The sequence below is a fragment of the Rhodococcus sp. OS5 genome, assembly GCF_056837585.1.
This window is the reverse complement of sequence record NZ_CM166368.1, coordinates 3,458,904-3,475,865: the sequence shown is the minus strand read 5'-3', so window position 1 is coordinate 3,475,865 and position 16,962 is coordinate 3,458,904. Positions and strand designations below refer to the sequence as shown.

Below are 16,962 nucleotides of genomic sequence, written 5' to 3'. Positions count from 1 at the left end.
AGGGTCTCGCGACCCTGGCCCATTCTCGTGTCTGTCCTACTTCTCTTTGCTTCCAGCGAGCGTTCCCAAGTACAACTCGATCACCTTGGGGTCGTTCATCAGATTGGCGCCGGTGTCGGTGTACGCGTTCTTACCCTGATCGAGTACGTAACCGCGGTCGCAGATCTGAAGGCAGCGGCGCGCGTTCTGCTCGACCATGATGACCGAGACACCGACAGCATTGATCTTCTTGCAGCGGATGAACACCTCGTCCTGGAACATGGGGGACAGGCCCGCGGACGGTTCGTCGAGCAGCAGCACCGACGGATCCATCATCAGGGCCCGGCCCATCGCGACCATCTGGCGTTCGCCACCCGAGAGTGCGCCGGCCTTCACCTTTCGTCGTTCACTCAGAAGAGGGAATAGTTCACTCACGAAGGCGAATCGTTCCGCGAATGCCTTGGGACGCAGATAAATGCCCATTTCGAGGTTTTCTTCGATGGTCAGAGTCTGAAAGACGTTCTGCGTTTGAGGGACGTACCCGACTCCCTTCTGAACGAGGACGTGAGCGGGCGCAGACGTGATGTTGTCCTCGCGTAGGGTGACCGACCCTTCGCGTACCGGTATCAGTCCGAACAGTGATTTCAGGAGTGTCGATTTGCCTGCGCCGTTCGGTCCGATGATCCCGACGATTTCCCCTTCCTTCAGGAAGAAGTTGCATTCACGCAGGATGTTGACGCCGGGAATGTAGCCCGCGACGAGGCTGTCGGCGCGGAGCAGGGCACCTGCCGACAGTCGCTGATGCTCCTCGGCCGTCGCGGCGAACTCTGCAGGCGTGAGTGAACGTGCGTGGTTCTCGCTCATGGCTTCTCGTGCCTTCCGCGCGGTTCCTCGGGACTCGATTCCAGCGTCGCGGCGAGATCGGCCGGAAGGTTGTCGACGTCGGGTTCCGACAGGTCCCCGCCCGACTCGAGGGTTTCGACCTCGGCTTCAGCCAGGGCGGCGGCCAGAACGGCCGTCTCGCCCACCGGATTTCCGTTGTCGTCGAACTCGAGGGCCTGGTCATGGTGGCTGCCCAGATATGCGTCGACGACGGCTGTGTTGGACGAGAGTTCGTCCGGGGTGGATTCGGCGATGACGCTGCCCTGCGCCATGACCACCACCCAATCGCTGATGTCTCGGATTACGTCCATGTCGTGCTCGACGAACACGACGGTCATTCCGTCGTCGCGCAATGACTTGATGTGTCCGAGCAGGCTTTGCGTCAGAGCAGGATTGACCCCCGCCATCGGTTCGTCCAGCATCACCACCGAGGGCGAGGTCATGAGTGCGCGAGCCATTTCGAGCAGTTTGCGCTGCCCACCGGAGAGTGAACCGGCGAGGTCGTCGGCCTTGGTGTCGAGTTTGAATCGTGCGAGGAGTTCGTTGGCGCGTTCGGTGATCTCGCGTTCCTGGCCTTTCCAGATCCACGGGACGAGAGATGCAAAAATGCGTTCACCACGTTGGCCGGTGGCACCGAGACGTACGTTGTCCAGCACGGTGAGTTTGGAGAGCGCCTTGGTCAACTGGAACGTCCGTACCACTCCTTTCCTGGCTACCTGGTGGGGATACATGCGGCCCAGCGATTGACCGTCCATCGACCACGTACCGGTGTCCGGCCGGTCGAATCCGGTAAGGAGGTTGAAGAGCGTCGTTTTTCCGGCACCGTTTGGACCGATCAGACCCGTGATGCACCCTCGTTGAATCTCGAGGTGATCGACGTCGACGGCCTTGAGACCGCCGAACGTTCGCGAGACGTTGTCAGCGACCAACACCGGGTCGGGTTTCGCCGATCCGGGAAGGTGAGGAACGTCGGCAAAGATCTGTGCTCTGGTATCGGCGTCAAGCATTGAGTTGCACCTCCCGCTTGTTACCCAGTATTCCCTGCGGTCTGAAGACCATCAGGAGAGCAATCATCAATCCGAGCAGGACATACCTGGTGGCCCCGACCTGTTGTTCGGTCAGCGAGAGCAGCGGATTCTCGCCGGAGATCGCCTGACGCAGCAAGGCATCAGGGATGGCGAGGAGGAACCAGAACAACATTGCGCCGACCACCGGGCCGAATACCGTTGCCGCCCCGCCCAGAATCAGTGCGCCGAACGCGAAGAACGTCTGCGCGGTCGAGTAGAAGTCCGGGTTGATGGACTTGGTCTGCAAAGCGTTGAACACCCCGGCCAGACCACCGATCACGCCGCCGAGAACCAGCGCCTGCATCTTGTACACGAAGACGTTCTTGCCCAACGATCGCGCTGCGTCCTCGTCTTCGCGAACCGCCTTGAGGACGCGCCCCCACGGACTGTGCGTCAACAGGTAGACAAATCCGCACAAGATCAAGACCAGCGTCCACCCCACGACCATCGACCAGAGGTCGTCTCCGTAGAACTTCACGCCGAGAAATGAGTACTGCTTGGCCGAGTCGAAGGGGCTCAGTGCGGTGAACGGGTCTGCGAAACCGAACAGGCCATTAGTGGAACCGGTCACCGAATCCGACGCGGTCGAGCGGAAGATCAGACGCAAGATCTCCGAAGCGGCGATGGTCACGATGGCGAGATAGTCGGCGCGCAGACGCAGCGTCGGGATACCGAGCACGAGCGCGAGGAGCCCGGCTGCGGTGAGTCCGACGAGGATGCCGAGCCAGAGCGGCTGGTCGTAGGTCACGGTCATGATGCCGACGCCGTAGCCGCCGAGAAGGGCAAAACCGATCTGACCGAAATTGAGCAGTCCGGCGTAGCCGAAGTGCAGGTTCAACCCGATTGCCAACAGTGCGTAGAAGATTGCCGACGGCCCGATCAGCTGGGCGAAGGAAACCTGGAAAGCTCCCATGATGTCCATATTCGTCACCCGATCCTTTGTCTGGATCCGAGGATGCCCTGGGGGCGAACCACGAGGATCACGATCAAGACGAGAAGTCCGCCGATGTATTTGAGGTCTGGGTTGATGATGAGCGTCGAGAGTTGGACCAGAAGTCCGACGATGACGCAGCCGAGTAGCGCCCCGTACGCGGTTCCCAGACCACCGAGGGTGATTCCGGCGAACATGAGCAGCAACAGTTTGAATCCCATTTCCCACTGGACGCGTCCGCCGAGTTCGGAGATGCCGAACAGCACACCGCCGAGGGCGGCCAATCCGCCGCCGAGACCCCAGACGAACATGATCACGCGCTCGACGTTGATTCCGGACGAAGCGGCGAGGTCACGATTGTCGGAGACGGCACGCATGGCCTTTCCGATGCGAGTCTTCTGCAGAAGCAGTGCGACGCCGACCAGGACGACCAGACTGACGATCATGACTATCGCGTTGGCGTCGGTCAGTGCGATCGGGCCCCAGTTCTTCTCGACCTGGCCCTGGTAGTCGTCGAACGGTTCGGCGCGGTCGGAGAAGAAGATCAGGATCAAGTAGCGCAATGAAATCGCGAGGCCGATCGAGACCACCAATTGCGCGATCAACCCGGTCTTGCGCTTACGCAGTGGTTTCCAGACGATTCCGTTGGTCAGCAGGCCGATGCCGATGCCGACGAAGATCGCGAGGATCGTGGCGGGAATCAGCGGAACGCCGAAGGACGTGTTGATCACCCAGGCAGCAACGGCTCCCAACGTCACCATCTCGCCGTGAGCGAAGTTGGTCAGGCCAGTGGTGCCGTAGATCAGGCTCAAACCCACACCGGCGATCGCGATCACGAGGCCGAACCGCAGACCGTCGACCGTCGTGCGGATCAGCTTCTCGCCGAAGCTGACATTCGAGGCGGTACGTACCTCGCCGAACGAGAAGATCACGGTGTTCGCGCGGCCGGCCACCACCTCGCGTTCGACAGCGGCTTGCACACTGACCCCGTCGGGAAGTGTGTCGGCAACGATCTCGAAGGTGTAGGTGCCCGGTGCCACGGCCAGTTCCCAACGGCCGTTCGATGCCGATTCTCCGGTGGCGACTTCCGTGCCGGAAGAATCGAGTGCACGCACGGTGACGCCCTCGAGGCGTGTGCCGCCGTTGTTGAGATTGCCGCTGACGGGGACAGCGTTGTCGGGAACCGGTGCTGTCGGTGGCGCGGATGCTGTCGGGGTCGGCGGTGTAGGGGAAGTGGTCGGTTCCTGAGCCGAAGCAGTTCCGGCCAGGCTGAGTAATGCGAAGAACGTCAGTAATGCAAAGGCCAGTAGTCGGCTGAGTGTCGCGAGGGTCTGCCGTTTCACTACGGGTGGGGCCACGTACGTCCTCCGAGCGGGTCGGGAATAGCGCGTCTGGACAAAGTGCCGCGCAGCAGAGGGATTGTTTCGCTGCTGCGATTTCCGGACTCTAACGGCTCCGTTCGCTTCAGATGGGGTTCTGAGATTTCCGGGATGTTTCGGTTCCGTATCGAAGGCCGAAGGCTGCATCAATTGTCCGATTCTTGTGTCTGTTCCTGCGTAAACAACGGCGAAGGCGTCGATGTCGGTCGCGATCCCTAGACTGATGAACCGTGAGCCCCGCAACCACAACTCGGTCCAGCACGTCCACCGCTTCAGCCGGCACCACCGGCAAGGCGGACGATCGCCCTCTTCTGATGCTTCTCGACGGGCATTCGTTGGCATTTCGCGCCTTCTATGCGCTGCCTGCAGAGAACTTCAAGACACACAGTGGGCAGGCCACCAACGCGGTGTACGGCTTCACGTCGATGTTGATCAACCTTCTTCGTGACGAGCAGCCCACCCACCTGGCCGCGGCCTTCGACGTTTCGCGTCAGACGTTTCGCGCCGACCTGTTCCCCGAATACAAGGCGCAGCGCGCGAAGGCTCCGGACGAATTCAAGGGCCAGATCGACATCACCAAGGACGTTCTCGGCGCGCTGGGCATCCCGGTCATGGCCGAGGAAGGTTTCGAAGCCGACGACGTGATCGCCACCTTGACCACGCAGGCGGAGGCACTCGGATACCGGGTTCTCGTCGTGACCGGTGACCGTGACTCGCTGCAACTGGTGACCGACAACGTCACTGTGCTCTACCCGAAGAAGGGTGTCTCGGAGCTCACCCGATTCACGCCGACGGCCGTAGAGGAGAAGTACAGCCTCAGCCCGGCGCAGTATCCCGATTTTGCTGCCCTGCGCGGCGACCCGAGTGACAACCTCCCCGGCATCCCCGGCGTCGGCGAGAAGACCGCCACCAAGTGGATCCGTGAGTACGGCGACCTGCAGGGACTGGTCGACAACGTGGACAAGGTCCGCGGCAAGGTGGGCGACTCACTGCGGGAGAACCTCGCGAACGTCCTGCTCAATCGTCAGCTCACCGAAATGGTTCGCGACGTTCCCTTGCCGTACACGCCCGAGCAGTTGGTGTTGGCCCCGTGGGACCGCGAGAAGATTCATGCGTTGTTCGACGATCTCGAGTTCAAGGTTCTCCGCGATCGACTGTTCGCGACCCTGTCGTCGTCCGAGCCCGAAGCAGAGGAAGGGTTCGAGGTCAGCGGCGACGCACTCGCCCCGGGTGCGGTTGCCGCGTGGCTCGACGCCCACGCACGAACCGGTGAGCGTCACGGCGTGACGGTGCTCGGAACCAGAACTCCGTTCGCCGGCGACGTCACTGCACTCGCGATCGCGGCCTCCGACGGTGAATGTGCATACATCGCGGCGTCGACGGCAACACCGGAAGACGAAGCAGCTCTCGGTGATTGGCTCGCCGACGCATCGCAGCCGAAGGCGCTGCACGAAGCCAAGTGGGCGATCCATGCTCTGCGTGGGCGTGGTTGGACGCTCGGTGGACTGACCAGCGACACTGCTCTGGCCGCGTACCTCGTCCGGCCGGGCCAGCGCAGCTTCAATCTCGACGACCTCTCGCTCCGCTACCTCAAGCGTGAACTGCGCGCCGAAACATCCGGCCAGGAACAGCTTTCACTGCTCGACGACACCGAGCAGCTCGATGCCGAAGCGGCCGAGACCGCGATGCTCAGCGCTCAGGCCGTTCTCGACTTGGCAGCTGCACTGGACACCGAGTTGGAGTCGATCGAATCCAAGTCGCTCCTCTCCGACATGGAACTGCCGTTGACGATCGAGCTCGCTCAGATCGAGGCCACCGGCATCGCCGTCGACAGCGCGCATCTGCACGATCTTCAGAGCCGTTTCGCCTCCCAGGTCGCCGACGCAGCAAACTCGGCCTACGAGGTGATCGACAAGCAGATCAACCTGGGTTCGCCGAAGCAGCTGCAGGTGGTCTTGTTCGAAGAACTCGACATGCCCAAGACGAAGAAGACGAAGACGGGCTACACCACCGACGCCGAGGCGTTGCAGGGTCTGTTCGACAAGACAGGACACCCGTTCCTCGAACACCTTCTCGCGCACCGTGATGCGACGCGTATGAAGGTGACCGTCGACGGTCTTCTCAAGGCCGTAGCCGAAGACGGACGCATTCACACGACGTTCAACCAGACGGTTGCCGCGACCGGACGTCTGTCGTCGACCGATCCGAACTTGCAGAACATCCCGGTGCGAAACGACGCGGGGCGCGAGATTCGCGACGGATTCGTAGTCGGGCAAGGGTTCGACGTTCTACTCACTGCCGACTACAGCCAGATCGAAATGCGCATCATGGCGCACGTATCAGGCGACGAGGGACTGATCGAGGCATTCAACACCGGTGAGGACCTGCACAGCTTTGTCGGCTCGCGCGCATTCGGTGTACCGATCGAAGAGGTGACTCCAGAACTGCGGCGCCGGGTCAAGGCGATGTCCTACGGTCTGGCCTACGGGCTCAGTGCCTACGGATTGGCGTCGCAGCTGAAGATTTCGACCGAAGAAGCGAAGCAGCAGATGGATGCGTACTTCGCTCGTTTCGGCGGCGTGCGGGATTACCTCCACGCGGTGGTCGAGCAGGCACGTAAGGACGGCTACACCTCGACGCTCTACGGTCGTCGTCGCTACCTGCCGGACCTCAACAGCGACAACCGTCAGCGTCGTGAGGTTGCCGAACGTGCTGCCCTCAATGCGCCGATCCAGGGCACTGCGGCCGACATCATCAAGGTGGCGATGATCAACGTGCAGAAGGCTCTCGCCGACGCCGGATTGAAGTCGCGCATGCTGTTGCAGGTGCACGACGAATTGGTGCTCGAAGTGGTTGCCTCCGAGTTGGAGGAGGTCACCGCGCTGGTCAAGGACAAGATGGCCACAGCCATCGAGCTGTCGGTACCTCTGGATGTTTCGGTGGGAACCGGTCGAAGCTGGGACAGCGCGGCTCACTAGGCAGCAACGAAAAAGGCTGGGCCGGAATCGACTTCGATTCCGGCCCAGCCTTTTCACGCTATTCAGCAGATGCGGTCTGCTCTGCGATCTGCTTGCGGACCTCGTCCATGTCGAGTGCCTTGACCTGAGTGACGAGCTCCTCGAGCTGAGCGGCGGGAAGCGCGCCGGCCTGGTTGAACACGAGTACGCCTTCGCGGAAGGCCATGATCGTGGGGATGGAGCGGATGTTGGCGGCCGCTGCGATTCCCTGCTCGGCCTCGGTGTCGACCTTGGCGTGAACGACGTCGGCATGCTTCTCCGAAGAGGCTTCGAACGTCGGTGCGAACTGGCGGCACGGGCCGCACCAGGAGGCCCAGAAGTCCACGAGGACGACGTCGCTGCCGTTGATCGTTTCGTCGAAGTTCTGCTGGGTGAGTGTCTGGGTGGCCACAGGGGTCCTTTCCATTGTGCGGGCTGTTGGTGTGTGCAACGCCCCGGAACCGCTGATTCTTCCCTGAGCCGATTTCAGCTTGCGTTCTCGGTCGCCCGAAACGTCCGGCGGTAGGCCTGCGGCGTGGTGCAACGCAGACGAATGAAGTGCTGGCGAAGCACGGCACCGCCGCCGAATCCGACGCGTTCTGCGATGACGTCGACGGAGAGGTCGGAATTCTCGAGGAGATGTTGGGCGGCCAGTACTCGCTGATCGCTGAGCCAGCGGGCGGGGGTTGTTCCCGTTTCCGCTTGGAAACGGCGCGCGAACGTGCGCGCGGACATGTTCGCGCGGGCTGCGACCATGCCCACAGTGAGGTCGAGGGCGAGGTTCTCCGTCATCCAGTCGAGGAGCGGGGCAAGGGTTGCACTCGGCGTCGAGGCGAGGGGAGTGGCAACGTACTGGGCTTGCCCACCGTCACGATGGGGCGGCACCACCATCCTTCTCGCGATGCCATTGGCAACGCGAGAACCCTGTTCTTTTCGGACGATGTGCAGGCACAGGTCAATTCCTGCCGCGGTGCCTGCGCTGGTGAACACCGGATCTTCGTCCACGTACAACACGTCCGGATCGACCTTGGCTTCCGGATACGTCTGGGCAAGCCTCTCTGCATGCCGCCAATGCGTCGTGCATCGCCTTCCGTCCAGTAGTCCAGCCGCCCCGAGGACAAACGCTCCGGTGCACAGACTCGCCACCTTGGCGCCCCGGGCTACGGCCTCGTTGAGTTTGACCAACAGGGGATCGACACTCGAGTCGGGACTCGGTGAGCACATGTACGCGTCGCCGGCGTCGTAGGTTCCGCCGGCGGACACGACGATGAGATCGGCGTCGTCGAGAGAATCGAGGTTGTACGGAACATCGATGTTGTACCCGAACCGCGTTCGGATCGGACCCGGAACTGCGGCGATCAGAGAGAAGTCGTACGTGGGGAGGCCGTCGTCGGATCGGTCGAAGCCGAAGACTTCACATGCGACGCCGAGTTCGAACGCCTCGGTCATCGGCATCAGTGGGACCACCACTTTCGCGAGCATCTTTCGAGTGTGACAGAAAAACAGGAAAGTGGCAGAAAATCGTCCAAGTCTGGCTTTTCTGCCACTACTGCCACGTGGGACATTCCGTCAGGCTGGACACATGGCAATCATCGTCGTCAGCGTCTTGGTCCTACTGGTCCTGAACGTACTAGCTCTTGCCGGCCGAACGCCCGACACTCGTCACGACGTCAGTCCGCACGGAGACTTCACCCTTTGAGGGCAAGTCTGGCCTTTCAATACACCGCAGCTGCGGTGGTGTGGGGAGCCAGTTTCCTCTTCATGAAGATCGGGCTCGAAGGTCTGTCCTTCACGCAGGTAGTTCTGTGGCGCTTGGTCTTCGGTGCGCTCGCGCTGGTTCTCGTGTCAGCGGTCAGCCGGATCGGCCTACCGAGGGACTTTCGCGTCTGGAAACACATGGCTTTTCTCGCAGCGACACAATGCATCGTGCCGCGGCTGCTGTTCAGTTGGGCGGAGCAAAACATGTCTTCGGGACTCGCGAGCATCTACAACGCCACCACGCCACTGATGACTATGGCTGTCTCCCTTGCCTTTCTGCCGGGGGAGACGCTGACGCGATACAAATCGCTGGGGTTGCTTCTCGGATTCGGTGGGGTGCTGATCGTATTGGCGCCGTGGAATCTCGGCGTCGGCGGAAGTGTCAGTTCTCAGGTCGCTTGCCTGGGAGCGACTGCCTCGTACGGGATTTCGTTTGTCTACCTCAGACGTTTCGTGCTTCCTCTCGGCGTCGACACCCGCACGGTCGCGCTATTACAGATCAGTATCGGTGCATTCGTGATGGTTCTGGCCTCACCGGTCATCGCGAATACACCGATGCACCTGACGCCGGCAGTTGTCCTGTCGATGATCGCTCTGGGCGCACTGGGGACCGGGCTCGCATTCATCTGGAACACCAATGTCGTTCAGGGGTGGGGGCCGACTGCGGCGTCCACCGTCACTTATCTCAGTCCAGTGGTGGGCGTCGCTCTCGGCGCAATAGTCTTGAACGAAAGCGTTGGCTGGAATCAGCCGGTTGGTGCACTCGCGGTGATCGCGGGAATCCTGGTGACCCGACGTGCAACCCGATCTGTCACAGCGGCGGCGTCAGTAACCATTCCGTCTTCTGTTCGCCGTCCCAGCGCCTGATCGCGCCGCAGCGCCCTTGAATCACGTCGGTTCCCAGCAGGGCGATGGCTTCACCCAGACGTGCAGGTTCGACGCGTCGGGCGAGCGTCACATGAGGCGTCCACGCGCCGGGCTCGACGTGGGCGGGAAGCGCCGTCGAACCAACGGTTGCCTCGGCTATTTCTCGGTGCAGGTGAAGGAGTGCGCGCGAAGGAATGACCGAGCGCGCCAAGACCATCTGCTTGCCGCCGAACACGATGTAGCCACCGAGTCGGACCTCGAAGTCCGGGGCCGAGAAGCGCCGCTTCAACAGTTCGTCGATCTCCGCGGGGATCTCACGGGCGACGAACAGTGTGATGTGCGGACGGTTGGACGGGCTGTGATGAGAGGCCTGACTTGGTAAACCGGCGTCGGCGAGAAGCTGCCACTGTGCTCGGACTTCCGACTCACTCACTGGATCGAGGAGCAATTCCACCGACTGGACCATGGTGAGCAATGATTGCCTGATGACAGGTGCGAGCGCAATCGGTACTTCGGCCATGCGGCTGGGACTCATGCACGGCGACGGAATCGGCCACGAAATCGTCCCGGCGACACGGCAGATCGTGGATGCGGCGTTGTCAGCGGTTCATGCTCCGCCCGTCGAGTGGGTCGAGCTTCCGCTCGGGAACACGGCCATCGACAGCCACGGCACACCGATTCCCGACGAGACCATCGATTCGTTGGGGCAGCTGCAGGGTTGGATTCTCGGACCCCACGACAGTGCGTCCTATCCGGAGAGGTTTCGCGGACAACTCACACCCGGCGGCGTCATCCGGAAGAAGTTCGAGCTGTTCGCGAACATTCGGCCGGCAGCGGCGTTCCCCGGTGTCAAGGCAATGGTCCCCGACATGGATCTGGTGATCGTCCGCGAGAACACCGAGGGGTTGTACGCGGATCGGAACATGGCAGTCGGCAGCGGCGAGTTCATGCCGACGCCCGACATCGCGCTGGCCGTCGGTGTGTTCACCCGCGCTGCGTGTGAACGGATCGCACGCACTGCCTTCGCGTTGGCGTCGCGACGGCGCAATCACGTCACGATCGTCCACAAAGCCAACGTCCTCACACTGACCACCGGCCTGTTCCGTGACGCCTGCCGAACAGTCGCTGCGGAGTACCCACACGTAGTCGTCGACGACGAGCACGTCGACGCGATGGCGGCGCACCTGGTTCGGCGCGGCGGCGACTTCGATGTCGTGGTGACCGAAAACATGTTCGGCGACATCTTGTCGGATCTGGCGGGCGAGCTGTCCGGTTCACTCGGAACCGCGCCGTCGATCAACGCTTCCGAGACGCAGGTCATGGCTCAGGCTGCGCACGGTGCCGCACCCGACATCGCCGGGAAGAATCGGGCGAACCCGACGGCACTGTTCCTCTCGAGTGCAATGATGCTCGACTGGCTCGGTGATGCGCGTGGCGATCGGTTGTTGTCTGCGGCAGCACGCCGGATTTCAGAGGCCGTTCGCACGACCATCGCGTCGGGCATCGCGACCGCCGACCTCGGCGGTTTGGCATCGACCAGCGAATTTTCCGAAGTCGTGTACGCACACACTCTGCGTCGCTGATTCTTGTACGACAGGCCGGAATCTTGCGAAGTCGGCGACGGTGGAACTCCTGCCGTAACCTACCGTTCGACTGAATTTCGGATGGACGTTGCAAGTGCGGCGATCGACGAGTGGAGAGCAGAGTCGTGGTCGATGAAAACGCACGGGCACCAAGGCCACGTGGCGTGAGTTATGGCTCGAGCAGTGGTGGGCGTATCCGCGCCAACGTGGTGCGAGTCTTGTTGGTGGGCTTGATCGTCGCACTGTGCGGCGGGTGTGTGACCAACAACGAGGGTCTCGTTCCGGAAGGGCCGCCACTTGATGTCCAGAAGGTGCCCGAGATCGCCGCACTTCTGCCGTCCAAGGTCACGGATTCGGGCAAACTGCAGGTCGGGGTCAACATTCCTTACGCGCCAAACGAATTCAAGGACGCGGACGGCAACATCGTCGGTTTCGACGTCGACCTGATGAATGCCGTTGCCGCCGTGCTCGGGGTCGAAGCTGTCTTCAACCAAGCCGACTTCGACAAGATCATCCCCGCTATTCAGTCGGGAAGCTACGACCTCGGCATGTCTTCGTTCACCGACTCCAAGGAGCGCGAGAAGACGGTCGACTTTGTCACGTACTACAGCGCGGGTATCCAGTGGGCCCAGCGGCCGGACAAGCCAGTCGATCCGAACAATGCGTGCGGGCTTCGGGTGGCGGTGCAGACCACGACCACCGAGGACATCGACGAGGTGCCCGCCAAGAGCGAGGCCTGCGTGGCCGAGGGCAAACCCCCGATCGACAAGATCAAGTACGACAGCCAGGACGACGCGGCCAACGCGCTCATTCTCGGTCGAGTCGACGCGCTGTCCGCTGATTCACCAGTGACCGGCTATGCGATCAAACGGAGCAAGGGCCGGATGGAAGCTGCGGGAGAACCCTTCGATTCGGCGCCTTACGGCTGGCCGATCGTGAAGGGCTCCGCCCTCGGTCCCGCCCTGCAGCAGGCAATGCAGTACCTGATCGACAACGGTGTCTATCAACAGATCGCGCAGACCTGGAGTGTCGAGGCCGGCGTCATCGAAGTATCCAAGATCAACGGCGCGGAAAGCTGATGAACATGACAACAACTGAGACCGGCGATCCGGTGCCGATCAAGGCAATTCCACTACGCAGACCTGGTCGTTGGATTGCCGCGGTCGTCGTCGTGGTCCTCTTCGGACTGTTCGTTTACGGCGCGGCGACCAACGAAGCCTTTGCATGGGGGACTTACGGTCAGTATCTGTTCGACAAACGCATCTCCGCTGGTGCGTGGACAACGATCCAGCTGACGGTGCTGGCAATGGTGATCGCGATCGTCCTCGGTGTGATTCTGGCAGTCATGCGACTCTCTCCCAACCCGGTGCTTCGCGCCGCGGCTTGGGGCTATCTGTGGATCTTTCGAGGAACACCTGTCTACGTGCAGTTGGTCTTCTGGGGCCTGTTCCCGTCGATTTACAAGAGCATCGATCTCGGTATTCCCTTCGTACATCAGTTTGCGCACATCAATCTCCAGGACTTGCAGGCAGCGTTTCTGTTTGCCGTGATCGGTTTGGCATTGAACGAGGCCGCCTACATGGCCGAGATCGTCCGCGCCGGCGTGAGTTCGGTCAACGAGGGCCAGACCGAAGCATCTGTTGCATTGGGTATGACGTGGAGTCAGACGATGCGACGAACCGTTCTACCGCAGGCGATGCGCGTCATCATTCCGCCGACCGGTAACGAGGTCATCAGCATGCTCAAGACCACCTCGCTCGTGACGGCGGTCCCTTACAGCTTCGAGTTGTACGGTCGAGCGCGCGATATCTCGGGCGCCAACTTCGAGCCGATTCCCCTGTTGATGGTGGCGGCGACGTGGTACCTCGCAATCACGAGTCTGCTCATGATCGGGCAGTACTACGTCGAGCGTCACTATTCGAAGGGCGCAACCCGAGCACTGACCACACGCCAACTTCAGGCACTGGCCGACGCGCAAGGAAAAGCTACGGTAGTGGAAACGCTTCCGGATACCCCCGGAGGAGAACGCAAATGACACCCATGGTGAAAGCAGACCGAGTTTGTAAGAACTTCGGCGCATTGGAGGTGCTGAAAGGGATTTCGCTCGAAATCGACCCCGGTCAGGTCCTGTGTCTCGTCGGTCCGTCCGGATCAGGCAAGTCGACGTTCTTGCGCTGCATCAATCACCTCGAGCAGGTCAACGCCGGCCGACTGTACGTCGACGGCGACCTGGTGGGCTACTCGGAGAAGAACGGAAAACTGTACGAACTTCACCCGCGAGCAGCGGCCAAACAACGCCGCGACATCGGGATGGTGTTTCAGCACTTCAATCTGTTCCCGCACCGCACCGCTCTCGAGAACATCATCGAAGCGCCGACGCAGGTGAAGCGCGTCAGTAAGAAGAAGGCTGTCGAACGAGCGAAGGACCTCCTCGATCAGGTCGGGTTGAGCGCCAAAGCCAACGCCTACCCGGCCCAGTTGTCGGGTGGTCAGCAGCAAAGAGTTGCCATCGCCCGCGCTCTCGCGATGGACCCGAAGCTCATGCTGTTCGACGAGCCGACGTCCGCGCTCGACCCCGAACTGGTCGGTGAAGTTCTCACCGTGATGAAGCAGTTGGCCAAAGAAGGTATGACGATGGTGGTCGTCACCCACGAGATGGGATTCGCCCGCGAGGTCGCCGACCAGTTGGTGTTCATGGACGGGGGAGTTGTGGTCGAGGCAGGCGAGCCGCGGGAACTCCTGGCCAATCCTCAGCACGACCGGACCAAGGCTTTCCTGTCGAAGCTGCTGTAGCCGTCAGGGTTTGACGGCGCTGAAAATTGCAGTGCCCGGAAAGAGTTGGCCGCGCAGGGGACTCCACTGTCCCCATTCGCGGTCCAACCACTCCGGCCATTCGGGCTCGATGATGTCGCGCACCTGAAGTCCGGCGGCGACGATCTCACGAACCCGGTCGCCGATGGTGCGGTGATGCTCGACGTAGGTGGGGACTCCGTTGTCATCGACCTCGACATACGGGGTGCGGTCGAAGTAGGGGAGGGTCGCGGTCAAGCCCTTCGGCCCGGGATCGTCGGGGAAGATCCATCGAATCGGATGGTTGACGGCAAAGACCCACGATCCGCCGGGACGCAGAACCCGGGCGACTTCGTTCATCACTCGCTGCGAATCGGCAACGAACGGGACGGCGCCGAACGCGGAACAGACGATGTCGAAACTCTCGTCGGCAAACGGCAGGAGTTCCGCACTTGCCTGAATCAACGGGACTGCCGGTCCGCCGGCATTCATCGCGTCCTGCCCGCGGGCGAGCATCCCCATCGAGATGTCGAGACCGACGGCCCGAGCACCATGTCCGGCGAGCCATCGGGCACACGGTGCCGAGCCGCAACCCACTTCCAATATGTCTTTGTCGACTATGTCGCCGAGCAAGTGGTGATCGCCCTCGTGCAGCCCTTCGGGGCACCAGACGAATTCACCTTCCGCGCTGTTCACGCCCAGAAACTCGCCGTGGGTTCGGTGGTAATCGTCGGCGTCGGCGTCCCACCACGCACGGCTGGCGCGGTCGCTGGCACTCGAATCGACACGGACTCGGCCGACGCCGCTGGTACCGAGAATGGAATTGGCAGCGGCATGGCGCTCGTCAGACATGAACAACACAGTAGAACGGGTGATGCGGGCGCAGGGTACCCGGGTTTGCCCGGCAAGATAGCCGACGCGTAGTCTTACTCACGCGAGTGTCTGTCATCCGACCGATTGTCTATACGAGATCTTTACCAAGGTCTCGGAATCAGTCGGACCGAGGGAGCTCGCGGTGCGCTTCCGCGGTGTGGAATGTGATCCGGTATTCGGTTGTTCGTTATTGATGCAGCTGGGTACTTCGATCTAGTACTTCACAAAGTACTTCCAACATTTGTACGCCACAGTTGCGCATCTCGTCCGACAAAATCCATCAACCGACCACAACTCGTCCGGAGCAATTCAACATATGCCCTCCACAACCGTCACCTCGCCGCAGGTTGCCATTAACGACATTGGCTCCGCCGAGGACTTCCTCGCCGCCATCGATGCCACGATCAAGTACTTCAACGATGGCGACATCGTCGAAGGAACCATCGTCAAGGTCGACCGCGACGAGGTTCTGCTCGACATCGGTTACAAGACCGAAGGCGTCATCCCTTCTCGTGAGCTCTCCATCAAGCACGACGTCGACCCCAATGAGGTCGTCTCCGTGGGAGATGCGGTCGAGGCTCTCGTCCTCACCAAGGAGGACAAAGAAGGTCGACTGATCCTGTCGAAGAAGCGCGCTCAGTACGAGCGTGCCTGGGGCACCATCGAGGAGCTCAAGGAGAAGGACGAGGCCGTCAAGGGCACCGTCATCGAGGTCGTCAAGGGCGGCCTCATCCTTGACATCGGTCTTCGTGGCTTCCTCCCCGCTTCGCTCGTCGAAATGCGTCGCGTCCGCGACCTCCAGCCGTACGTCGGCAAGGAGATCGAGGCCAAGATCATCGAGCTCGACAAGAACCGCAACAACGTGGTCCTGTCGCGCCGCGCATGGCTCGAGCAGACTCAGTCCGAGGTTCGCAGCGAATTCCTGCACCAGCTCCAGAAGGGCCAGGTCCGCAAGGGCGTCGTGTCCTCCATCGTCAACTTCGGTGCATTCGTGGACCTGGGCGGCGTAGACGGTCTGGTTCACGTTTCCGAGCTGTCTTGGAAGCACATCGATCACCCGTCCGAGGTTGTCGAGGTCGGCACCGAGGTCACCGTCGAGGTTCTCGACGTCGACCTGGACCGCGAGCGCGTCTCCCTGTCGCTCAAGGCAACGCAGGAAGATCCGTGGCGTCAGTTCGCCCGCACGCACGCCATCGGCCAGATCGTGCCCGGCAAGGTCACGAAGCTGGTTCCGTTCGGTGCATTCGTGCGCGTCGAAGAGGGAATCGAAGGCCTCGTTCACATCTCGGAGCTCGCTGAGCGCCACGTCGAGGTTCCGGACCAGGTTGTCGGCGTCGGCGACGATGCACTCGTCAAGGTCATCGACATCGACCTCGAGCGTCGTCGTATCTCGCTGTCGCTGAAGCAGGCCAACGAGGATTACAACGCCGAGTTCGATCCGTCCAAGTACGGCATGGCCGACTCGTACGACGAGCAGGGCAACTACATCTTCCCCGAGGGCTTCGATCCCGAGACCAACGAATGGCTCGAGGGCTTCGACAAGCAGCGTGAAGAGTGGGAGAACCGCTACGCCGAGGCTGAGCGTCGCCACAAGATGCACACCGCTCAGATGGAGAAGACCGCTGCAGACGAGGCCGCTGAGGCTGCCACCGCTGCTGCCGGCTACTCCTCGGAGACGGCTGCTGCAGACGACGCCGAGGCTCCGGCTGCTGCCGGCTCCGCTCCGGCCGAGTCCGCTGGCGGATCGCTTGCCAGCGATGCACAGCTCGCCGCACTTCGCGAGAAGCTGTCGGGCAACGCATAAGGATTACCGCTTGATCTGATCAGGCGAGATCTGTGAAGAACCCCGCCCCTGCA

15 protein-coding genes are annotated in these 16,962 nt (G+C 61.6%); 7 read left to right on the top strand and 8 right to left on the bottom strand.

Going from position 1 to position 16,962, the window contains the following annotated elements; all coding sequences use genetic code 11:
• Positions 1 to 36: 36 nt before the first annotated feature.
• Genes ACVZUB_RS16210 through ACVZUB_RS16195 form a run of 4 tightly spaced genes read right to left on the bottom strand, consistent with a single transcriptional unit; the run spans position 37 to position 4,166 of the window.
• Entirely contained in the window at positions 37 to 843 is an 807-nt protein-coding gene (locus ACVZUB_RS16210) for an ABC transporter ATP-binding protein (protein WP_211921106.1), read from the bottom strand.
• Entirely contained in the window at positions 840 to 1,868 is a 1,029-nt protein-coding gene (locus ACVZUB_RS16205; RefSeq protein ID WP_029255470.1) for an ABC transporter ATP-binding protein, read from the bottom strand. Before ACVZUB_RS16205 ends, ACVZUB_RS16210 begins: the two co-directional genes overlap by 4 nt.
• A complete protein-coding gene (locus ACVZUB_RS16200) occupies positions 1,861 to 2,850 on the bottom strand; it encodes a branched-chain amino acid ABC transporter permease (protein ID WP_003944088.1) in 990 nt (329 codons plus the stop codon). Before ACVZUB_RS16200 ends, ACVZUB_RS16205 begins: the two co-directional genes overlap by 8 nt.
• A 5-nt stretch (positions 2,851 to 2,855) precedes the next feature.
• Entirely contained in the window at positions 2,856 to 4,166 is a 1,311-nt protein-coding gene (locus ACVZUB_RS16195) for a branched-chain amino acid ABC transporter permease (protein ID WP_223304673.1), read from the bottom strand.
• A 302-nt stretch (positions 4,167 to 4,468) separates the two neighbouring features.
• On the opposite strand from ACVZUB_RS16195, the gene polA reads away from it, so the two are divergent.
• Positions 4,469 to 7,216: a DNA polymerase I gene (gene polA / locus ACVZUB_RS16190; RefSeq protein WP_030536747.1), complete on the top strand. Its 2,748-nt coding sequence runs from the start codon at positions 4,469 to 4,471 to the stop codon at positions 7,214 to 7,216.
• Between the two features lie 58 nt (positions 7,217 to 7,274).
• Here polA and trxA read toward each other — a convergent pair whose 3' ends face one another.
• Complete coding sequence (trxA, locus tag ACVZUB_RS16185; RefSeq protein ID WP_003944106.1) at positions 7,275 to 7,646, bottom strand: thioredoxin; 372 nt, start codon at positions 7,644 to 7,646, stop codon at positions 7,275 to 7,277.
• A gap of 74 nt (positions 7,647 to 7,720) precedes the next feature.
• Positions 7,721 to 8,716 (bottom strand): helix-turn-helix domain-containing protein, encoded by a 996-nt coding sequence (locus tag ACVZUB_RS16180; protein WP_003944097.1) that lies wholly within the window; start codon positions 8,714 to 8,716, stop codon positions 7,721 to 7,723.
• A 213-nt stretch (positions 8,717 to 8,929) separates the two neighbouring features.
• Here ACVZUB_RS16180 and ACVZUB_RS16175 point away from each other — a divergent pair, with 213 nt between their 5' ends.
• Positions 8,930 to 9,859: a DMT family transporter gene (locus ACVZUB_RS16175; protein ID WP_482627518.1), complete on the top strand. Its 930-nt coding sequence runs from the start codon at positions 8,930 to 8,932 to the stop codon at positions 9,857 to 9,859.
• Here the strand turns inward: ACVZUB_RS16175 and ACVZUB_RS16170 are convergent.
• Positions 9,804 to 10,379, bottom strand: coding sequence for a 2'-5' RNA ligase family protein (locus tag ACVZUB_RS16170; protein WP_482627517.1), 576 nt, complete (start codon positions 10,377 to 10,379; stop codon positions 9,804 to 9,806). The two genes, ACVZUB_RS16175 and ACVZUB_RS16170, sit on opposite strands and share 56 nt — an antisense overlap.
• Between ACVZUB_RS16170 and ACVZUB_RS16165 the strand changes: the two genes are divergently transcribed.
• From ACVZUB_RS16165 to ACVZUB_RS16150, 4 genes are all read left to right on the top strand, one after another.
• The gene (locus ACVZUB_RS16165) at positions 10,345 to 11,442 is read left to right on the top strand and encodes an isocitrate/isopropylmalate dehydrogenase family protein (protein WP_165639867.1); all 1,098 of its coding nucleotides are present in this window, start codon (positions 10,345 to 10,347) and stop codon (positions 11,440 to 11,442) included. The two genes, ACVZUB_RS16170 and ACVZUB_RS16165, sit on opposite strands and share 35 nt — an antisense overlap.
• 206 nt (positions 11,443 to 11,648) lie before the next feature.
• The gene (locus tag ACVZUB_RS16160; RefSeq protein ID WP_024487476.1) at positions 11,649 to 12,521 is read left to right on the top strand and encodes an ABC transporter substrate-binding protein; all 873 of its coding nucleotides are present in this window, start codon (positions 11,649 to 11,651) and stop codon (positions 12,519 to 12,521) included.
• On the top strand, positions 12,521 to 13,477 hold the full coding sequence (locus ACVZUB_RS16155) for an amino acid ABC transporter permease (RefSeq protein WP_019748635.1): 957 nt from the start codon (positions 12,521 to 12,523) through the stop codon (positions 13,475 to 13,477). The genes ACVZUB_RS16160 and ACVZUB_RS16155 overlap by 1 nt, the downstream gene beginning before the upstream one ends.
• Positions 13,474 to 14,235: an amino acid ABC transporter ATP-binding protein gene (locus ACVZUB_RS16150; RefSeq protein ID WP_019748634.1), complete on the top strand. Its 762-nt coding sequence runs from the start codon at positions 13,474 to 13,476 to the stop codon at positions 14,233 to 14,235. Before ACVZUB_RS16155 ends, ACVZUB_RS16150 begins: the two co-directional genes overlap by 4 nt.
• A gap of 3 nt (positions 14,236 to 14,238) precedes the next feature.
• Here the strand turns inward: ACVZUB_RS16150 and ACVZUB_RS16145 are convergent, their stop codons facing one another.
• Positions 14,239 to 15,084, bottom strand: coding sequence for a class I SAM-dependent methyltransferase (locus tag ACVZUB_RS16145; RefSeq protein ID WP_007728737.1), 846 nt, complete (start codon positions 15,082 to 15,084; stop codon positions 14,239 to 14,241).
• 337 nt (positions 15,085 to 15,421) lie between these two features.
• Between ACVZUB_RS16145 and rpsA the strand changes: the two genes are divergently transcribed.
• Positions 15,422 to 16,909 (top strand): 30S ribosomal protein S1, encoded by a 1,488-nt coding sequence (rpsA, locus tag ACVZUB_RS16140; RefSeq protein ID WP_003944095.1) that lies wholly within the window; start codon positions 15,422 to 15,424, stop codon positions 16,907 to 16,909.
• The last annotated feature ends 53 nt before the right edge of the window (positions 16,910 to 16,962 follow it).

What these genes read in the sequence shown, in the direction of transcription:
- ACVZUB_RS16210 (WP_211921106.1), bottom strand. Translation starts at nt 843, where the DNA reads ATGAGCGAGAACCACGCACGTTCACTCACGCCTGCAGAGTTCGCCGCG.
- ACVZUB_RS16205 (WP_029255470.1), bottom strand. Translation starts at nt 1,868, where the DNA reads ATGCTTGACGCCGATACCAGAGCACAGATCTTTGCCGACGTTCCTCAC.
- ACVZUB_RS16200 (WP_003944088.1), bottom strand. Translation starts at nt 2,850, where the DNA reads ATGGACATCATGGGAGCTTTCCAGGTTTCCTTCGCCCAGCTGATCGGG.
- ACVZUB_RS16180 (WP_003944097.1), bottom strand. Translation starts at nt 8,716, where the DNA reads ATGCTCGCGAAAGTGGTGGTCCCACTGATGCCGATGACCGAGGCGTTC.
- ACVZUB_RS16165 (WP_165639867.1), top strand. Translation starts at nt 10,345, where the DNA reads ATGACAGGTGCGAGCGCAATCGGTACTTCGGCCATGCGGCTGGGACTC.
- ACVZUB_RS16170 (WP_482627517.1), bottom strand. Translation starts at nt 10,379, where the DNA reads ATGGCCGAAGTACCGATTGCGCTCGCACCTGTCATCAGGCAATCATTG.
- ACVZUB_RS16155 (WP_019748635.1), top strand. Translation starts at nt 12,521, where the DNA reads ATGAACATGACAACAACTGAGACCGGCGATCCGGTGCCGATCAAGGCA.
- ACVZUB_RS16150 (WP_019748634.1), top strand. Translation starts at nt 13,474, where the DNA reads ATGACACCCATGGTGAAAGCAGACCGAGTTTGTAAGAACTTCGGCGCA.
- ACVZUB_RS16145 (WP_007728737.1), bottom strand. Translation starts at nt 15,084, where the DNA reads ATGTCTGACGAGCGCCATGCCGCTGCCAATTCCATTCTCGGTACCAGC.
- rpsA (WP_003944095.1), top strand. Translation starts at nt 15,422, where the DNA reads ATGCCCTCCACAACCGTCACCTCGCCGCAGGTTGCCATTAACGACATT.